The sequence below is a fragment of the Pseudobutyrivibrio sp. OR37 genome (genome assembly GCF_900113655.1).
In the GTDB taxonomy this organism is placed as follows: Bacteria; Bacillota; Clostridia; order Lachnospirales; family Lachnospiraceae; genus Pseudobutyrivibrio.
The window spans coordinates 1-17,932 of sequence record NZ_FOQF01000018.1 but is presented as its reverse complement, the minus strand read 5'-3'; the positions used below and the strand labels follow the sequence as shown (position 1 = coordinate 17,932).

Annotated in this window: 18 protein-coding genes; 1 reads left to right on the top strand and 17 read right to left on the bottom strand. The window is 38.5% G+C overall.

The genetic code is table 11. The annotated features are described in order from the left end of the window. The 16 genes from BM097_RS09580 to rsxC all read right to left on the bottom strand — a co-directional run bounded on the left by BM097_RS09580 (nucleotide 1) and on the right by rsxC (nucleotide 15,609). Complete coding sequence (locus tag BM097_RS09580; protein ID WP_090548610.1) at nucleotides 1-2,109, bottom strand: peptidase U32 family protein; 2,109 nt, start codon at nucleotides 2,107-2,109, stop codon at nucleotides 1-3. Between the two features lie 46 nt (nucleotides 2,110-2,155). Next, nucleotides 2,156-2,581, bottom strand: a complete 426-nt coding sequence (locus tag BM097_RS09575; RefSeq protein WP_090548606.1) for a cell division protein ZapA — start codon at nucleotides 2,579-2,581, stop codon at nucleotides 2,156-2,158. 74 nt (nucleotides 2,582-2,655) lie between these two features. Then, nucleotides 2,656-3,669: a Holliday junction branch migration DNA helicase RuvB gene (gene ruvB / locus BM097_RS09570; RefSeq protein WP_090548601.1), complete on the bottom strand. Its 1,014-nt coding sequence runs from the start codon at nucleotides 3,667-3,669 to the stop codon at nucleotides 2,656-2,658. A gap of 15 nt (nucleotides 3,670-3,684) precedes the next feature. Beyond that, on the bottom strand, nucleotides 3,685-4,302 hold the full coding sequence (gene ruvA, locus BM097_RS09565) for a Holliday junction branch migration protein RuvA (protein ID WP_090548598.1): 618 nt from the start codon (nucleotides 4,300-4,302) through the stop codon (nucleotides 3,685-3,687). Between the two features lie 33 nt (nucleotides 4,303-4,335). Then, the gene (gene miaB / locus BM097_RS09560) at nucleotides 4,336-5,769 is read right to left on the bottom strand and encodes a tRNA (N6-isopentenyl adenosine(37)-C2)-methylthiotransferase MiaB (RefSeq protein ID WP_090548594.1); all 1,434 of its coding nucleotides are present in this window, start codon (nucleotides 5,767-5,769) and stop codon (nucleotides 4,336-4,338) included. A 19-nt stretch (nucleotides 5,770-5,788) separates the two neighbouring features. Next, a complete protein-coding gene (locus BM097_RS09555; protein ID WP_090548590.1) occupies nucleotides 5,789-7,033 on the bottom strand; it encodes a glutamate-5-semialdehyde dehydrogenase in 1,245 nt (414 codons plus the stop codon). After that, nucleotides 7,030-7,638 (bottom strand): 5-formyltetrahydrofolate cyclo-ligase, encoded by a 609-nt coding sequence (locus tag BM097_RS09550; RefSeq protein ID WP_143084976.1) that lies wholly within the window; start codon nucleotides 7,636-7,638, stop codon nucleotides 7,030-7,032. The genes BM097_RS09555 and BM097_RS09550 overlap by 4 nt, the downstream gene beginning before the upstream one ends. After that, complete coding sequence (locus BM097_RS09545) at nucleotides 7,607-7,828, bottom strand: DUF896 domain-containing protein (protein ID WP_330389616.1); 222 nt, start codon at nucleotides 7,826-7,828, stop codon at nucleotides 7,607-7,609. Before BM097_RS09545 ends, BM097_RS09550 begins: the two co-directional genes overlap by 32 nt. Nucleotides 7,829-7,830: 2 nt before the next feature. After that, nucleotides 7,831-8,664, bottom strand: coding sequence for a glutamate 5-kinase (gene proB / locus BM097_RS09540; RefSeq protein WP_090548580.1), 834 nt, complete (start codon nucleotides 8,662-8,664; stop codon nucleotides 7,831-7,833). Between the two features lie 168 nt (nucleotides 8,665-8,832). Beyond that, the gene (locus tag BM097_RS09535) at nucleotides 8,833-10,599 is read right to left on the bottom strand and encodes a flavocytochrome c (protein WP_090548577.1); all 1,767 of its coding nucleotides are present in this window, start codon (nucleotides 10,597-10,599) and stop codon (nucleotides 8,833-8,835) included. Nucleotides 10,600-10,608: 9 nt separating this feature from the next. After that, a complete protein-coding gene (locus BM097_RS09530) occupies nucleotides 10,609-11,400 on the bottom strand; it encodes an RnfABCDGE type electron transport complex subunit B (protein WP_090548573.1) in 792 nt (263 codons plus the stop codon). 13 nt (nucleotides 11,401-11,413) lie between these two features. Further along, entirely contained in the window at nucleotides 11,414-11,998 is a 585-nt protein-coding gene (gene rsxA, locus BM097_RS09525; protein WP_090548569.1) for an electron transport complex subunit RsxA, read from the bottom strand. Beyond that, a complete protein-coding gene (gene rsxE, locus BM097_RS09520; protein ID WP_090548564.1) occupies nucleotides 11,998-12,726 on the bottom strand; it encodes an electron transport complex subunit RsxE in 729 nt (242 codons plus the stop codon). Before rsxE ends, rsxA begins: the two co-directional genes overlap by 1 nt. Then, on the bottom strand, nucleotides 12,719-13,342 hold the full coding sequence (locus BM097_RS09515) for an RnfABCDGE type electron transport complex subunit G (protein WP_090548559.1): 624 nt from the start codon (nucleotides 13,340-13,342) through the stop codon (nucleotides 12,719-12,721). The genes rsxE and BM097_RS09515 overlap by 8 nt, the downstream gene beginning before the upstream one ends. Next, nucleotides 13,335-14,273, bottom strand: a complete 939-nt coding sequence (locus BM097_RS09510; protein ID WP_090548555.1) for an RnfABCDGE type electron transport complex subunit D — start codon at nucleotides 14,271-14,273, stop codon at nucleotides 13,335-13,337. Before BM097_RS09510 ends, BM097_RS09515 begins: the two co-directional genes overlap by 8 nt. Nucleotides 14,274-14,289: 16 nt before the next feature. Next, a complete protein-coding gene (rsxC, locus tag BM097_RS09505; protein WP_090548551.1) occupies nucleotides 14,290-15,609 on the bottom strand; it encodes an electron transport complex subunit RsxC in 1,320 nt (439 codons plus the stop codon). 161 nt (nucleotides 15,610-15,770) lie between these two features. On the opposite strand from rsxC, the gene BM097_RS09500 reads away from it, so the two are divergent. Then, nucleotides 15,771-16,829: a ribonuclease H-like domain-containing protein gene (locus BM097_RS09500; protein ID WP_090548546.1), complete on the top strand. Its 1,059-nt coding sequence runs from the start codon at nucleotides 15,771-15,773 to the stop codon at nucleotides 16,827-16,829. Here the strand turns inward: BM097_RS09500 and BM097_RS09495 are convergent. Further along, a complete protein-coding gene (locus BM097_RS09495; protein WP_090548541.1) occupies nucleotides 16,826-17,599 on the bottom strand; it encodes a CheR family methyltransferase in 774 nt (257 codons plus the stop codon). The genes BM097_RS09500 and BM097_RS09495 overlap by 4 nt on opposite strands. Nucleotides 17,600-17,932: the final 333 nt, after the last annotated feature.

Here is a 17,932-nt window from a genome sequence, read left to right as displayed (position 1 = left end):
CTATTCAACTCCTCTTTTCAAATGTCCCTTTGTAAAGTCATGAAGATATTTAAATGGTTTGTTTTGATTGAAAACATCATTATAGAGCTGAAGAATCTCGGACACCTCTTTTGCATCCTCAACCGTAAAATCGATTCTAAGCTCCGCTGGATTAAGTCCGAGGATTTCATCCTTTAAATCGAAGGCCATATATTTTTTACTATTGTAGATGGTGTTGTAGCAATATTCGCAGTTGCATACCACCTTTAGATTCTCGTTTTTTCTATCTACCATAGTAATTTGTTTATTTGATTTAGTGCAGCCCATAGTGTTTTTAACGGTACAATTAGCAGTAACCATCATTGGAATTCTGCTGTAAATAATCATCTGAGAGGCGTCGTTGTCACGATGCTTAAGCTCCTTTAAGGATAGCTCGTAAGGGATGCAATTACGTGAAAAGCCTGCCTTCAAAAAGCCCTTTAAGCTTCGGTTATTAAATGTATAAAGTCTATGATCTAAGATGATTTTATCCTTTGGATAATTCATATCCATTAGAAGTCCAAGCTCATCAAAGGAAGCAGCTATAACACCATCAGCAGCTTCACATAGCTCTAATTTTGAGGCATATTCATCTCTTAAAATAGCAGGCAAATATATATATAGCTTACCTGTAAAGATTTCTCTAGCCTCTTTAAATAGATAGGTTGGAACTGCCAAAGCCTGTACAAAATCAAAGGCGGCAATGGTCCTTACCTGCTCTAGGCTAGTGGCTGTAACAAAGGTAGAAGGCTTTGTTGATGGATGACTGCCCTCCTTTAGCTTTTCAAAAGGAAGTATAGTCTTTTCTACACTTCCAACAAGCTTAGCCGTTAAATCATCTATAGCAGCACGTCTTGCATTTTTGATAACTGATACAGGAAGAAAAATCCCATCATCATAGTCAATGTTTAGATTGTCAATTGCAAAGCATGTGTTTCCAAGGCCTGAAACTGCTTTTGCTATATCTTCTTTTGTGGCGCTGCGATTTGAGGCCGCCTCTATAATATTAGATGTTGCCTCACCAACATTTCCTTTATCATCTGTGAAAGTAACTTTAAATTCTTTTCCTAATAGAGCGCTAACCTTGCAAGAAAGTCCAATCTTCTTTTCAGGGAATTCAGCTATAGTCTCAGACGCCTTTGTGTGGGAAGGCGCTTCAAAGGTAATCATATCTGGACCATTGTGCTTTGTTAAATAAAGGGAAGTGAAACCACTTCTGTTACCAAAATCAAGAAGTTTTTTAATATCCTCTTCCTTAACAGAATAGTTCTTGGCACCCTTATATAGATATTCGTCTATGTAATGTCTATAAACACTAACTACACCTGTTGCATATTCTAGCTGCTTCATTCTTCCTTCGATTTTGAAGGATGTCACGCCAGCCTCTATCATCTGAGGCAGGTATTCGATAGTGCAAAAATCCTTTGGTGATAAAATATATTCGCCTTTTTTATTAAGCTTTTTGCCATTTTCATCAAAGGCTTCATAAGGCAAACGGCAAGGCTGTGCACAGCGACCCCTATTTCCTGATCTACCACCTAAAATTGATGACATGAGGCATTGGCCTGAATAGCAGACACAAAGTGCGCCATGAATAAAGCTTTCTATTTCAAGCTCTGGGCACTTAGCGTGGATTTTTGAAATTTCATCAATAGATATTTCTCTGGCTGTTACTATTCTGGTAGCTCCTAAATTCTGGAAAAAATCAGCCCCATATTTAGTACATAAGCTAGCCTGTGTACTAACATGTACATGGGTATCAGGAAAATATTCTCTGATAAAATTGAAAACACCGAAATCCTGCACAATAAATGCATCTATACCATTTTCTACGTAAGCCTTTAAATAATCATAAAGCTTGCCCTCGATTTCAGGATTTTTAAGGAGGGTGTTAACTGTCAGGTAAGATTTCACCCCATGTAAATGTCCGTATTCGATGGCTTCTTTAGCTTCGTCTACTGTAAAGTTTTTGGCGTAGGCTCTGGCACCAAATAAATCGCCTCCAAAATAAACAGCGTCTGCCCCTGCGTTTACAACCGCCTTATATATTTTTAAATCGCCTGCTGGCGAAAGTAATTCTAATTGATTCATAAAACCTCTCTTACAAAAAATAGAGGCCCCTTTAGGGACCCCGTAATTAGTTATCTGATATTGAACCTAAAAGAGCATCCTCCAGGGAAGCCTCAAGCTTTGTCTTGTTAAGTAGGAGCTCCTTGTTTTCCCGTTCAAGCTTTTCGATAGTCTCTTCTAAGGTTTGAGTTTTAAGCTGTGCTGAAATCAAATCATGCTTAAGATTATAAATCTCTTTATCACGAATATCTAAATCTGACTCAAGTGATTCAACCTTCGCTTTTGCTTTGAAATAGTCATCAGCTATATTAAGTTCAAGCAATGTAGCCTTTAAATCTGCTGAAATACGCTTATAATCATCAATTGCATTAAACTCTTCTAGTTTAGAATTGATGTAATTGGCTACCTTTTGGAGATACTCCTCCTCCTCGTAACCGCTTAATGTATAAACTTTTCCGCCTATAAGCACCTTTGCGCTCTTTTCGGAAACCATATACTATCCTCCCGTCAGAAATTCAAATATAATTATAACTTTCTTCAAGCATAAAAACAAGATTTCTTCTTAGTTTAAATGATATTTTCTGGAACTGGCATACCAAAATGTTCATAGGCTTCCTTGGTAGCCACTCTTCCCTTTGGTGTTCTGATTATAAGTCCATGCTGAAGCAGGTATGGTTCGTACACATCCTCGATTGTACCTGAGTCCTCACCTACAGTGGCAGCAAGATTATCAAGGCCTACAGGGCCGCCTCCAAAACGCTCTATAATTGCAAGCAGAATGTTTCTATCATTGTTATCAAGGCCTAAAGTATCTACCTCTAAAGAATCCAGTGTTGCAGCGGCAACCTCCTTGGAAATTCTTCCATCATATCTTACTTCTGCATAATCACGAACACGCTTTAAATATCTGTTTGCAAGACGTGGAGTTCCTCGTGACCTAAGAGCAATCTGATAAGCGCCCTCATAATCAATAGGGGCGTTTAATTTACCTGCTGATGCAGTAACAATTGTAGAAAGCTCCTCTGGAGTGTAATAATCCATATGGCCTATAATTCCAAATCTGTCTCGAAGTGGTGCTGAAAGAAGACCTGGACGAGTGGTTGCACCTATAAGGGTGAACCTAGGAAGCTTTGTGTGGATGGAACGGGCTGTTGTATCCTTTCCCATAACAATATCTACAGCAAAATCCTCCATTGCTGAATACAAGGTTTCTTCAACAGGCTTTGAAAGGCGATGAATCTCATCAATAAATAAAATGTCACCATCCTTAAGTGTCATAAGAACAGCCACGATTTCTCCTGGAATTGTAATGGCCGGGCCTGAAGTAACCTTTATATTTGAGCCCATTTCGCTTGCTACGATTCCAGCAAGTGTGGTCTTACCTAGACCTGGAGGGCCGTATAAAAGCACGTGATCCAATGCATCGCCACGATTTTTAGCAGCCTCTATATATATTTTCATATTCTCCTTGACCTTGCTTTGTCCGATGTAGCCGTCAAAGGATTTTGGTCTAAGAGCATTGTCGTTAACAAGATCTTCATGACTTGCTATTGTAGATGTAATCTGTTTGTTAGTAAGCATTATATCCCCCGATTTTTATAAGAATGACATCTGCTTTAATGTATCGCTTAGCAGCTGTTCTGTGGTAGTGGATTCTGTGATAGTCATCTTATCAAGGGCTCGTGCAGCATTGCTTGGTGAATATCCTAAAGCAACAAGCGCTTCAAGAACCTCTTCCTTAACAGATGTGGAAGGAGCAGCCTTTTTAGAGCCCGATAAATCTGATGTGATTTTAGCTTCGAAGGCACCTATTATATCTACCTTGTCCTTTAGGTCAATGATTATTCTTTCAGCTGTCTTTTTACCAACGCCTGGTGCAGCAGCAAAGGCCTTTGCATCGCCTCCAGCAACTGCAAACTGAATATCGGAAACAGTCATATTGCCAAGGATTGCAAGTGCTCCCTTTGGACCAATTCCACTAACACAAAGAAGAAGCTCAAACATCTTAAGCTCCTCCTTTTCAAAAAATCCATATAAAGTAAGAGAATCTTCCTTTGGAATGAGCTTGGTATTAAGCTTTACCTCTGAACCAATGGCAGGCAGCTGCCTGATTGTGTTCATGGATGTGCTAATACCATAGCCTATTCCATTGTTCTCAACAGTAACAACATTATCATCAATGTCAGCAAGTGTTCCTCTAATGTAGCTAAACATAGTTATTCTCCCGATTAAATGTATTAGATGATTTTACTGGCAAACTTCTCCAATAAAATAGAATCCTTTACAACAGTTTAACCTAACATTAACTAATTTGCCAATCATAGATTCATCACCTGGGAAATGTACTGTAACATTGTTGGCAAGCTTACCAGAAACAAGTGAAGAATCCTGCTCATTTACCTCTTCTACAAGTACTTCCTGGATAGTACCTTCTAGTGACTGAACCTTTTCATGGCCATGCTTTTGAACAAGAGCAAGAAGACGGTCAAATCTATCCTTAACCACATCCTCTGGTACCTGATTATCCATTGTAGCAGCTGGTGTACCTGTACGCTTAGAATAGATAAATGTAAATGCACTATCGTAATGAACCTTATCTACAACATCCATTGTCTCAAGGAAATCCTCTTCTGTTTCACCAGGGAAACCTACGATAATATCTGTTGTGATTGCAACATCTGGGATGCGCGCTCTAAGCTTTTCTACAAGACCGAGGTAGTGCTCCTTAGTATAACGACGGTTCATCTTCTTAAGGATTTCTGTGCTACCAGACTGAAGTGGTAGATGCATGTGATGGCAAACCTTTGGAAGTGTAGCCATAGCCTCGATTAAATCATCTGATAAATCCTTTGGATGAGGTGTCATAAAGCGGATTCGCTTAAGTCCCTCAATATCGTTTACCATGCGAAGTAAATCTGCAAAGGTAACCTTTTCTTCAAGTCCTACGCCGTAAGAGTTAACATTCTGACCAAGTAGCATGATTTCAACTACACCATCTGCTACCAAAGCCTTGATTTCGTTTACAATATCCTCTGGCTTTCTAGAACGCTCACGACCACGTACATAAGGAACGATGCAATATGTACAGAAGTTGTTGCAGCCAAAACTGATATTTACACCAGACTTGAATGGGTACTTACGTGAAATTGGAAGATTTTCAACGATTTTGTCTGTATCCTTCCAAATATCGATAATCATGCCCTTCTTGTTAAGAAGTGCTGTTGTAAATAATTCAGCAAACTTATATAGATTATGAGTACCGAAAATCAAATCTACAAACTTATAATTGCTTTGAAGATGCTCGATAACAGAAGGTTCCTGCATCATGCAACCACAAAGACCAATCATCATATCCTTGTTCTTTTTCTTGTAGCCATGAAGAATACCAAGATGACCATAAACCTTGTTGTTGGCATTTTCTCTAACAGTACAGGTGTTGTAGATTACAAAATCTGCGTTCTCGCTTTCAGTTTCTACATATCCGATTTCCTTTAAAACACCAAGAAGCTTTTCAGAATCTCTGGCGTTCATCTGGCAACCAAAGGTTGTTACGCAGCAAGTAAGCTTTCTACCAAGCTCCTGCTCCTTCTTTTCGATAATCTTCTTTGCCTCAGCTATAAAATAATACTGACGCTCTGGCTCCTGAGTTGGAGCATTGTTTAATAAATCTGTAATACTCATTTTAATTCCTATCTATCTTTTATTTTCTAACCTGTCCATTTCCATGGATTGTGTATTTGTAGCTTGTAAGAGCAAGAAGTCCCATAGGGCCTCTAGCATGTAGCTTTTGAGTGCTAATACCTATTTCAGCACCAAAGCCAAACTCAAAGCCATCTGTAAATCTAGTAGATGCATTAACATATACGCAAGCAGCATCAATACCATCTAAAAACTTGTTTGCATTAACATCATCCTTTGTGATGATTGACTCTGAATGGCCTGTATTGTATTTGTTGATATGTTCAATTGCTTCTTCTACAGATGAAACTGTTTTTACTGAAATAATGTAATCTAAATATTCAGTAGCAAAATCCTGTTCTGTTGCAGGCGCTGCGCCTTCCATAAGAGACTTTGCTTTTTCATCAGCAAAAATCTGAACACCGTGTTCCTTTAATGCCAATGTAAGCTTTGGAAGAAGCTCTGAGGCAATATCTTCATGAATAACTAAAGACTCGCAAGCATTACAAACACCAATACGCTGCGTCTTCGCATTTACGATAATATTTATTGCCATATCAATATCAGCAACATGATCTACATAGATGTGACAATTGCCGGAGCCTGTTTCAATTACTGGAACTGATGCATTCTCTACAACTGATTTAATAAGACCAGCGCCGCCACGAGGAATCAGCACATCTACATAATCATTCATTCGCATAAGCTGATTAGTAGATTCTCTGGTAGTATCTTCTATAAGAGTAATTGCATCTACAGGAACATTTTCCTTTATAAGAGCATCTTTTATAACTTTAACGATGGCCTTATTTGATTCTAAAGCATCGCTACCACCCTTTAAAATAACAGAATTACCTGTTTTAAAGCAAAGGCCAAAAACATCAGCTGTAACATTTGGTCTGGCTTCGTAGATAACACCTACAACACCTATTGGAACTAATCTTTTGGAAATCTTAAGGCCGTTAGGGCGTTCCCAATTTTCAGTGATTTTACCGATTGGGTCATCTAATTCAACTACCTGACGAAGTCCTTCCGCCATACCTTTGATACGGTCTTCATCTAGCTTTAATCTATCAAGTAAGCCTTGAGATAAGCCCTTTTTAGTGCCATTTTCCATATCAATAGAATTAGCAGAAATAATGGTGCTACTATTTGAAACCAGGGCATCGGCAACAGCAAGTATGGCTTTGTTTTTAATATCTGTGGGAAGTAAAGCAACCTTGTATTTTGCGTCTTTAGCCTTTGTAGCAAGTTCGATTAGTGTCATAGCTTATCTCCTTTCAAAACTTCATTTTCAGTAATAATTATATCCATTTTAATATCATGGGCCTGAGATGGGATGGAAGCCAAAAGCTGACTTTCAAAACATGGTGCAAGTTTTATAATATTTGGCTTATCAGATAAAAATCTATCGTAAAAGCCAGCACCGTAGCCTATTCTATTAAAAGCTCTATCAAAAATTAATCCTGGGGTGATACAAATGATATTTTGATTTATATCGTATTCAAAAACCTTTAAGGTATCATTAGGCTCCATAATATTATAGGCGCCTACATGAAAATCCTTTTTCAAATCGGATATTTTATAAAAATATAGCCTGTGATTTTTTGCATCAGAAACAGGAAAATATAGTAACCTTCCCTCAGCTAATAGCTTCTCATAAAGAGGAAGCAGATTTATTTCTGAACCAAAGGGATAATAACATAAAAAAATATTAGCTCCTTTAAAATCAGATTCTAAAAGAGCCAAAACATTTGATACGATAGCCTTTGATTTACAATTTCGTAAATCTATTGGAGCTTCATCTCTAAGCTGTTTATATGTTAATCTAAGTTCTTTACTACTTTGATACCTTTCCATATTTTTCGCCAAGATTTTCTACATTACCTTTTTCATCAACTAGGTCAATATTGTTAAGCTGCGCTCTAATGTTACCTCTAATGGCAGCAATATATGCTTTTCTAAGAGCAGCCTGCTCTTCCTTTTCAGCATCTGAAAGGCCTTCTGCCTTACTTTTGTGGTATAACTCGTTAATTCTTGCAATATCTTTCTCTGTAATCATAATTAATCCTCTAACAAATCTAATACATGAACATCATCCCTTTTGTTTGAAACAAATAGTGTGCCCTTATCCTTATTTTCGAAAATACGGTGAATATTTCCTATATGTTTTCCATTAGTAATAACCATATCAGCTCCAGAATATGTAGCAATCTGAGCTGCGCGAAGCTTTGCAGTCATGCCGCCTGTACCAACATTTGAAGTGCTATCCTCGCTTGCCATATCTACCACAGCATCAATATCCTCAACAACAGGAACAAACTGGGCCTCAGGATTGGTGTTTGGGTTATCTGTGTAAAGGCCATCTATATCTGATAACAAGATAAGAGCATCAGCCTTTACCAATGCAGCAACTATAGCTGACAAAGAATCGTTATCGCCAAACTGAATTTCATGTGTAGCAACTGTATCGTTCTCATTAACAACAGGAATAACACCAAGAGCAAAAAGCTGCTCAAAGGTATTACGGGCATTTTCTCTGGACTCGGGATCAGTCATAGTCTTTTTAGTCATTAGAATCTGACCTGCTCGCTGATTATATTCAGAAAAAAGCTTTTGATATACTGACATCAAATAAGCCTGTCCAATAGATGCACAAGCCTGCTTTGTAGCCAAATCCTTAGGGCGTTCCTTAAGGCCGATGGCATATCGTCCTACAGCAATCGCACCTGAAGAAACAAGGCAAACATCCTTACCCTGTGCTCTTAAATCGCACAGCTGACGGACCAAACGCTCAAGCTTGGTATAGTCAATATTACCTGTGGCTTCATGTGTAATGGTGGAAGAACCAACCTTTACAATAACTCGCTTTTTTTCCGTAAAATCTCGTCCGTACATAGCTTCTCTCCCGTATATTATCCGATATATGATACCACTAACACACCAAATGGTGCAAGGCTTAAGTAAAATTACTGTTACTATTGTCAACTTGATTTTACATAAAAATACCCTCCTTACTGGTTCACCAGTAAAGAGGGTACATATCATCTACGATGAATTTTTTAATTATTTAACGTAATCGATAGCATTTTCTGCGGCAATATTACCAAAGACCACGATATCAGCAACAGCGTTACCACCTAAACGGTTAGCGCCGTGGATACCACCAGTAACTTCGCCACAAGCATATAGACCTTCGATTGGATTGCCATCTTTGTCTATAACCTGAGCGTCTGTGTTAATCTTAACACCACCCATACAATGGTGGATACCAGGGCCTACATTTACTGCGTAGTAAGGACCAGATGAAAGGTCAGTCTTAACTGCACCTATTTCACGACCAAAATCCTCATCAACACCTTTTGCTACATAGCCAGACCAGGTCTCAACTGTTTCCTTTAAAGCTGCAGTTGCATCAGCATTGAAATCCATTGCCTTTGCAAGATCATCAAGTGTATCACCATTTACAAGGTAACCACCCTTTTCAAGCTTAGAAATAACAGCAGATCCTTCATACATATCCTGGTTAACGATAAGCCATACATTACCAGTAGGCTGCTCAACTTCAGCTGCAGATACTTCATCACGAGTTCCTGTCTCGTTAAAGAATCTGTGGCCTTCTTTGTTTACAAGAATAGCACCGTCACCACGAAGTGCCTCACCAACCAATGTACCATCAGTTGGAACAACTGTAGGATGAAGCTGAATTTGATCAAGATCTATGAAGTCAGCATTAACATCTGCCAAGAAATCTAATGCGTCACCGCTTGCAGTAGTAACGTTTGTAGAAATATATCCCTTTAAATCAGGACGAAGTTCTTCCACTCTATCCATATTTCCACCAAATCCACCTGTAGCAACAATAACAGCTCCAGCATGAACTACTACGTTATTTCCTGAGCTTCCTGTAGCCTTAACACCAGTTGCCTTACCATCTTCCATGATAATTTCGTTTACAGCAGTACCAGTGTGAACTTCAACGCCAAGCTCTTCCATTCTTGCAGAAAGTTTATCTACAAGGAAAGAACCTACAGGAATAATGTTTCCATCTGCATCTACAGGTCTGTGAGTACGATTTGCACTTAAACCACCCATAGTTGCAAGAGGTCCATCTAATTTGATGTCTTCTGAATCAAGCCAATCAATAGCTTCAGATGTGTTTTCAGCTAAAACCTTAACAAGCTCTGGATCGTTAATATTCTTTCCACTCTTCATTGTATCATCAATGAAAGACTGAACTGAATCTTCAACACCCTGCTCTTCCTCGTAATGAGTTTCAGCAGCGTTCATACCAGAACTTGCACGTGCTGTGTTGCCACCAAGAATTGTGTTCTTTTCGATAAGAACAACCTTCTTGCCTGCCTCAGCAGCTTTGATGGCAGCTGTCATACCAGCACCACCACCGCCGACGATAACGATATCAGTAGTTCCTTCATAGTCTTCAGCAACTGCCTTAGAACCATTAGAACCATCTGCAACTATGCCGGCTTCATCAAGAGCCATGTTTACAGCCTGTAAAAATCCATTAGAGCTGTAAGTAGCTCCTGAAACACCATCGATATTGCTGTTCTGTTCAGCAATAATCTGAGCCTTTAAGTTTTCCATTGCAACTCCACCTACTGAAGGTGTCTCGTCAGGAGCATTGTAAGTAATATCTGTAATAGTATTTCCATCAACAAATACAGTTACTTCTATGTTTCCTCCAAAGCCCTGTGCATTTCCAACATAAGACTTGCCTGATGCTCCCTTCTTAAGAAGTGGCGCAAAGGCGCAAAATACAGCTAGTAAAATACATACAGTGATTCCTACAATTTTTTTTGTACTATTTTGCATGCTACCTCCTTACAAAATAATCTTCCTTGGACAAGCTTCAGCACATTTACCGCAGCTTGTACACTTACTTTGATCTATGTGGGCAAAGAATCCATCAACATGGATTGCATCGCTTTCACAAACCTTTTCACACTTATGGCAGCCAATACAGCCGACCTTACAAACACTCATAACATCTTTTCCCTTATCATTGTTATGGCATCTGACAGCGTGACCAAAATCGTAAGGAATAAGCTCAATAAGATGATTTGGACATACAGCAACACATTTACCACAAGCCTTACATGCGTCTCTGTCAACAAGAGCCACACCATCAACAATATGAATAGCGTCAAAAGGACAAGTCTTAACACATGACCCGAATCCCATACAGCCATAAGAACAAGCCTTAGGACCGCCGCCAGGAACATAAGCCATTGCCTGACAATCCTCAACACCAGTGTAATCATAAAGTTGTTTAGCATTTTCACATGTGCCATTACACATAACGAATGCGACCTTGCGAACGCCTTCTTCAGCAGCAACACCCATAATATCAGAAATCTGAGCCGCAACAGGTGCTCCACCAACTGGGCACTGATTAACAGGTGCCTCACCCTTTGCAATAGCTGCAGCTAAACCAGAACATCCAGCATAACCACAACCACCACAATTATTTCCAGGAAGAACACCAAGGATGGCTTCTTCTCTAGGGTCAACCTCTACCTTAAACTTCTCAGATGCGAAGCAAAGGAAAAATCCAATAATACAACCGGTAGCGCCAACTATAACAGCTGCCAGTAAAATTCCTGCTATACTCATTTGTCAGCCCTCCTTAAATCACTCCAGCAAAGCCCATGAAAGCCATAGCCATAAGTCCTGCTGTAACAAGAACGATAGCTGAGCCCTTGAAGGCCTGTGGAAAATCGTTGTATTCAATCTTTTCTCTAATACCAGCCATGATAACGATAGCAATTGTAAAACCAACAGCTACACCAAAACCATTAATAACTGACTCGAGAATGTCATATTCTTTAGTAACATTATTGATAGCTGTACCAAGCACTGCACAGTTTGTTGTGATAAGTGGAAGGTAAACACCAAGTGACTTATAAAGTGCAGGTACGCTCTTCTTTAGGAACATCTCTACGAACTGAACAAGTGCAGCAATAACAAGAATGAACACGATTGTCTGCATGTATTCGAATCCGGTAGGCTTTAAAATAAATTTATAAATAAGAGATGTTACAAAGGATGCAATAGTAATTACGAAGATTACTGCTCCACCCATACCTGCCGCAGTCTCAACTCTCTTAGAAACTCCAAGAAATGGGCAAAGTCCAAGGAACTGAGAAAGAACAACATTATTTACAATAGCCGAAGCTACTAATAAAAGAATTAGACCTGTAACGTAACTCATTATTCCTCCTCCTTTCCTATATTATCATCAGCCTTATTAGTCGAAGTCTTTCCAGTGCAGGCTGAGGATAAAGTACATCCTGAGCAATCTCCACCAAGACATCCCTGAACTGCTGGAAGCGGTTTACCCTTAGCTTCCATATTGCGACGAACTACATTCATAATTGCCACTAAACAACCAAGTACTAAGAAAGCACCAGGTGCAAGACCAAACAAAGTGATGTGATAGTCGTTAAGTGGTGTGATTGTAGCGCCGAATATTGAACCGTTTGCAAGGATTTCACGAACTATACCAATAAGTGTAAGACCAATTGTGAAACCAAGTCCCATACCAATACCATCAAACATAGATGGAATAACAGGATTCTTGCTTGCGTAGCTTTCAGCACGACCTAAGATGATACAGTTAACTACTATAAGAGGAATATAAATTCCAAGGGATTCATATAATGAAGGAGTAAAACCTTCCATTAAAAACTGAACAATTGTAACGAATGAAGCAACTACAACGATAAAAGCTGGCATTCTTACTCTATCCGGAATGATATTTCTAAGAGCAGAAATAAGCATATTTGATAAAACAAGAACTACAGTTGTAGAAAGTCCCATACCAATACCATTAATTGCTGATGTGGTAACAGCAAGAGTTGGACACATACCAAGCATTAATACAAAGGTAGGATTTTCCTTCCAAAGTCCATTATATACTCTTTCTAGGTTCTTATTCATTTGCAGCACCTCCTACGATAGATTCAAAGTAGGTGATACAAGCATTAATTCCACCTGTCATAGCACGAGAAGTTACAGTTGCTGCTGAAATAGCATCTACTTCACTAGAAGAAGAAGCACCAGTCTTTGTAACTGTAAATATTTCTGCTTTTCTATCTATAAACTGAGAAGAAAATGTGCCATCACCTGTATCTTTAGCCTTCATACCAAGACCAGCAGTCTCAGAAATTGAAGTAATTGAATAACCATTGATTGTGCCGTCATTTGTTATTCCAACGGAAAATGTAATATCTCCGCCATAACCAGCTGATGTTGTAACTGTAAGTACATAACCAATTACATTGTTTGAACCATCAATAGCTTCTACACAATTATCAATTGTTTCTGTGCCATAGCCTGCTTCGTGAACATAGTCTGTAGCAGCTGAAGATTCAAAATCCTCTATTTCTGCAAAGGAAGCAGCATCAGCAAAAACTGAAGAATAAGCTTCTTTCATAGCAGCCTGATGTGCTCTTTCGATTGGAGCCTTTGTGATTTCATAAACAAGTCCCAAAGCGAAGCCTGCAATAAGAGTAATACATGTAAGTACTAGTGCATCTTTTACTAGTTTATTCATTAGACTTCACCTCCCTTGAGATTCCGAAGGCTCTAGGTACAGTAATCTTTTCGATAAGTGGAACCAAGAGGTTACAGAAAATAATAGCGTAGCTAACACCCTCTGCACTGTTTCCAAAGAATCTAAAGATACCTGTTAAAATACCAAGGCAGATACCAAAAATAACCTTACCAAGAGGTGTGATCGGTGACGTTACATAATCTGTTGCCATAAAGAACGCACCAAGCATTAATCCACCACCACAAAGGTGAGCAACAAGGAATGATGTATCAAATCCATGTCCTCCAAATAAAATAACAAAAATGGAGAATGTAAGAATGTAAACACCAGGAATTACTAAATCGATAACTCCTAATAAAATAAGGATAATAGCACCGATTAGAATACAAATTGTACTTGTTTCACCGATTGTTCCAGCTGTACGTCCAATCAACATATCAAGTGTATTAACGTTACCACCGCCGATTGAAGCAAGTGGAGTAGGTCCAGCAAGTCCGTCATACTCAAAATGAGTCATTGTTCCTGCAAAAGAAATAAGTAAGAATACACGACCTCCAAGAGCTGGGTTCATGAAGTTCTGACCTAAACCGCCAAAAAGCATTTTTACAACAACAATAGCGAAAACGCTACCTAAAACTGCCTGCCAAACAGGAAGTGTATGTGGCAAATTGAGTGCAAGAAGAAGTCCTGTAACAGCGGCGCTTAAATCACCGATAGTACTCTTCTTTCCAACAGCCTTTTCAAATAAGAATTCAGATAAAACACAGCTAGCGATACATACAGACACAAGTAATAATGCGCGAACTCCAAAATTGATTATGCCAAAAAGTGTAGTTGGCATAAGTGCAATTATCACATATAACATGATAATACTGCTATCGTCCTTCGCTCTAACATGTGGAGATGAAGAAACTTTTAATAAATTACTCACGTTCTACCCTTCCTTTCTACTTTTTTCTCTTATCAGCAAGAATTTGTTTTTTCATTGTCTTGATTGCCTGAGCCAATGGCTTTCTTGCAGGGCAAGCATAGCTACAGCTACCGCATTCAATACACTCAAGTCCGTACCATTTTTCGAATTGTTCTTTGTCATTATGTTCAGAGAATTTAGAAAGTCTTGAAGGAATCAGGTTCTCTGGGCAAGCTTCTACGCATCTTCCACAATTGATGCAAGCTGTAGTCTCATATTTAGAAACCTCATCCTCAGACAAGCAAAGTATTGCTCCTGATGTTTTTGTTGTAGGGAAATCTGTATCCATAACAGCAAATCCCATCATAGGGCCACCTGAAATGATTTTAGCTGGCTCTTTAACAAATCCCTCAGCTGCTTCTAAAATTTCTTTACAACTTGTGCCTATGCAAATTCGATAATTGCGTGGCTCCATAACAGCATCGCCTGTAACTGTAAAGATTCGATCCATAACAGGCTTTCCTTCTACAACTGCTGTGTAGATTGCGTTGATGGTAGCAACATTATCAACGATACATCCCACATCAGCTGGAAGCATCTTGGAATTAATTTCTCGATCCGTACAAGCTTTAATAATCTGACGTTCACCACCCTGTGGATATTTTGTAAGAAGTGGCACAACCTCAATTCTAGACTCACTTTGTGTAAGTCTTTGGAGAGATGTAATAACATCGCTCTTGTTATCCTCAACAGCTAAAAGGCCCTTGGCTTTAGGGAAAAGCTTGAGAATAATTTTCATACCAAGAATGAGTTTATCTGGATTTTCAACCATACTCCTGTAGTCAGATGTAAGATATGGCTCACATTCTGCACAGTTAGCAATGATATATTCAATTTGTTCTGGATTCTTAGGTGACAATTTAACATGAGTTGGGAAACCTGCACCGCCCATGCCTACTACACCAGCCTCCTGAATCTTCTTAAGAATATCTTCATTGGAAAGCTTGGTGAAATCGTCACAATGTTCAAAACCAGTTTCAATGAATTTACCATCACTTTCGATTATGATGGAATCGACCATATCTCCAGTAGCAACTCGTCTAGGTTCGATTGCCTTTACGGTACCGGAAACACTAGAAAAAATTGGAGCAGAAACGAATCCTCCTGCGTCAGCAATCTTCTGACCTCTAAGCACAGTGTCGCCTACAGCAACACATGCAACTGCCGGTGCGCCGATATGCTGAGACAGAGGAAAAACTAAATCGCCCTGTGGTAAGTATTCCTTAATTGGCTTATCTTTTGTAAGGTCTTTGCCTTCATAAGGATGTACACCACCTTTAAATGTTCTAAGGCTCATTTTTTTACCCCCTCTTTCTTTTTTCGTATATTTAATTAAATTATAACATTTATACATAACTAATAGAGAAATTTTATCATTTGTTTTGTATATTTTTGAATACCAAACTGTTACACTTAGTGTTAAAATTGACAAAAGATAGGATTGGAAAATAGTTAGTTATGGAAATCATTTATAAAAATTATGAGTTAGAACAAGCAAACCGTATATATGAAATGTATTTTAATGAAAATACATTATTCTTCGATATCGAATGTACGGGCCTTTCTCCAAGAAAATCTTTTATATATTTAATAGGATATGCTTCAAGAAAAGGCACCACTGTAACTATCACCCAGCTTTTAGCTAAAAATGAAGCTGAAGAAATTGAAATAATTACAGAATTTGAAAGGGTTATGGAGAATTTCGACAATCTCCTGGGCTTTAATTCTACCCGCTTTGACGAATCTTTTATTGTGGAAAGATGTAGAAAATATAACTTTACCACCAAAATAAAATCAAAGCATCACATCGATATGTATCTTCGTTCCACAAAAGCAAGATGCTTGCTTGATCTACCAAACTATAAACAAAAGACAATTGAAGAGTTTTTAGGGCTCCATCGTGACGATAAATACAACGGTGGAGAGCTAATTCCTGTATATCAGCACTATTCTTTAACAGGCGATGAAGAAGCAAAACAGCTAATACTACTTCATAATTACGAAGATGTTCAGGGCATGATTTATATAACCGATATCCTGGCATACCCAGAGCTTCTCATTACAGATTTGCGATATATTAATCACGAAATCGATGGAGATAAGGTTCGATTTGAAATCGAAATAGATTTAACTCTTCCTAAGCCGATAAACAAGCAACGCGATTATGGATTATATATTGTAAAAGATAATCATATCTATGTTACCTTAAAGCTTTTCGAGGGACAGCTTTACACCTTCCTACCAGATTTTAAAAATTATTACTATCTGATAAACGAGGATATCATTATTCCAAAAGCTATCGGCGAAAGTATGGACAAAGCGTTACGCAGGCCAGCAAAACGCGCTGACTGCAAAGTTAAAAAGGAAGGACAATTCCTTGCCCTTCCTGAAAAACTCGATATAGGTACCCTTCGCACCTTCAAGCCTTCCTTCGAATCAAAGGAAACCTACGTGGATGTAGCAGACATCAATGCTACCTTGCTTGTTAAAATATGCCGATATATGCTTAAGCATTAAACCTTCTCATAATAGAAGGAATAACGTCTCTTATAACCAAGCTCCTTATAATTAATAACCTGCTCGGTAGAGCCAATAAAGAGGATTCCGCCCTGTCGCAAGGATTTTGCAAATTTTGCATAAACCTCATCCTTAGCTTCATCGGTGAAATAAATAAGTACATTTCTACAAACTATCATGTCATAGTTTGTAGGATAAGAATCCCTTAAAAGATTGTGTTCTTTAAATTCAACACATTTTTTTACATCTTCGCTTATCTGGAAAGAGCTTCCCACAGGAGTAAAGAACTTCTTTTTCAAATCTGCAGGAACACCAGCAATGCTTTTAGCGTTATATAAGCCTACCTTTGCAGTAGCAATAACCTGTTTATCAATATCAGTGGCATAAATCTTAATTTTATTTAAAGGAATATGCTGAGACAAGGCCATTACAAGAGAATATGGCTCATCACCTGTAGAGCAAGCAGCACTCCAAATCTTAAGATTCTGACCTGAATGCTTCATAAGTTCAGGAATAAATTCCTTAGACATAAGCTCCCACTGCTCAGGATTACGATAAAATTCTGATACATTAATAGTTAGGAAGTTTACAAATTCATCAAAGACTTCTTTATCCTTCTTTAATAAGCCTACATACTCATGGTATTCCTTGCATTTATGCTTGGTTACCAAAGAGTCGATACGTCGACGCATCTGCTTTTCCTTGTATGAGCTTAAATCAATCTTTGTCAAGTCATAAACTTCTTTCTTGAAAGCATCATAATTGTCCATATAACATACTCCTCGTAATATATATTTTGTTACTAAGTTTTTACATTTATACAACTCCATCAATCGGTTTGGTTATGCTCATGATATTATTGACCTTGAGTCAATCAGGTAATAGTTCTTTCACTCCTTGTTGAGCCTTAATGGTTACTTCATTAATAGTCAGTTCCCCTGGCACGGAAGTTAACTTCAAACCCACTAGCTGTTTGTTAGAGTTCATGGTTTCCCATTGGCAGTTGGGTCGCAACAAATCATCTCTAACTGAATTCTTTTATGCGAGGTTGTTGATGCTCCGCGATCATGGGCATTACCAAACCGATTGATTCACCAATACAC

What these genes read in the sequence shown, in the direction of transcription:
- BM097_RS09580 (WP_090548610.1), bottom strand. Translation starts at nt 2,109, where the DNA reads ATGAATCAATTAGAATTACTTTCGCCAGCAGGCGATTTAAAAATATAT.
- BM097_RS09575 (WP_090548606.1), bottom strand. Translation starts at nt 2,581, where the DNA reads ATGGTTTCCGAAAAGAGCGCAAAGGTGCTTATAGGCGGAAAAGTTTAT.
- ruvB (WP_090548601.1), bottom strand. Translation starts at nt 3,669, where the DNA reads ATGCTTACTAACAAACAGATTACATCTACAATAGCAAGTCATGAAGAT.
- ruvA (WP_090548598.1), bottom strand. Translation starts at nt 4,302, where the DNA reads ATGTTTAGCTACATTAGAGGAACACTTGCTGACATTGATGATAATGTT.
- miaB (WP_090548594.1), bottom strand. Translation starts at nt 5,769, where the DNA reads ATGAGTATTACAGATTTATTAAACAATGCTCCAACTCAGGAGCCAGAG.
- BM097_RS09555 (WP_090548590.1), bottom strand. Translation starts at nt 7,033, where the DNA reads ATGACACTAATCGAACTTGCTACAAAGGCTAAAGACGCAAAATACAAG.
- BM097_RS09545 (WP_330389616.1), bottom strand. Translation starts at nt 7,828, where the DNA reads ATGATTACAGAGAAAGATATTGCAAGAATTAACGAGTTATACCACAAA.
- proB (WP_090548580.1), bottom strand. Translation starts at nt 8,664, where the DNA reads ATGTACGGACGAGATTTTACGGAAAAAAAGCGAGTTATTGTAAAGGTT.
- BM097_RS09535 (WP_090548577.1), bottom strand. Translation starts at nt 10,599, where the DNA reads ATGCAAAATAGTACAAAAAAAATTGTAGGAATCACTGTATGTATTTTA.
- BM097_RS09530 (WP_090548573.1), bottom strand. Translation starts at nt 11,400, where the DNA reads ATGAGTATAGCAGGAATTTTACTGGCAGCTGTTATAGTTGGCGCTACC.
- rsxA (WP_090548569.1), bottom strand. Translation starts at nt 11,998, where the DNA reads ATGAGTTACGTTACAGGTCTAATTCTTTTATTAGTAGCTTCGGCTATT.
- rsxE (WP_090548564.1), bottom strand. Translation starts at nt 12,726, where the DNA reads ATGAATAAGAACCTAGAAAGAGTATATAATGGACTTTGGAAGGAAAAT.
- BM097_RS09515 (WP_090548559.1), bottom strand. Translation starts at nt 13,342, where the DNA reads ATGAATAAACTAGTAAAAGATGCACTAGTACTTACATGTATTACTCTT.
- rsxC (WP_090548551.1), bottom strand. Translation starts at nt 15,609, where the DNA reads ATGAGCCTTAGAACATTTAAAGGTGGTGTACATCCTTATGAAGGCAAA.
- BM097_RS09500 (WP_090548546.1), top strand. Translation starts at nt 15,771, where the DNA reads ATGGAAATCATTTATAAAAATTATGAGTTAGAACAAGCAAACCGTATA.
- BM097_RS09495 (WP_090548541.1), bottom strand. Translation starts at nt 17,599, where the DNA reads ATGGACAATTATGATGCTTTCAAGAAAGAAGTTTATGACTTGACAAAG.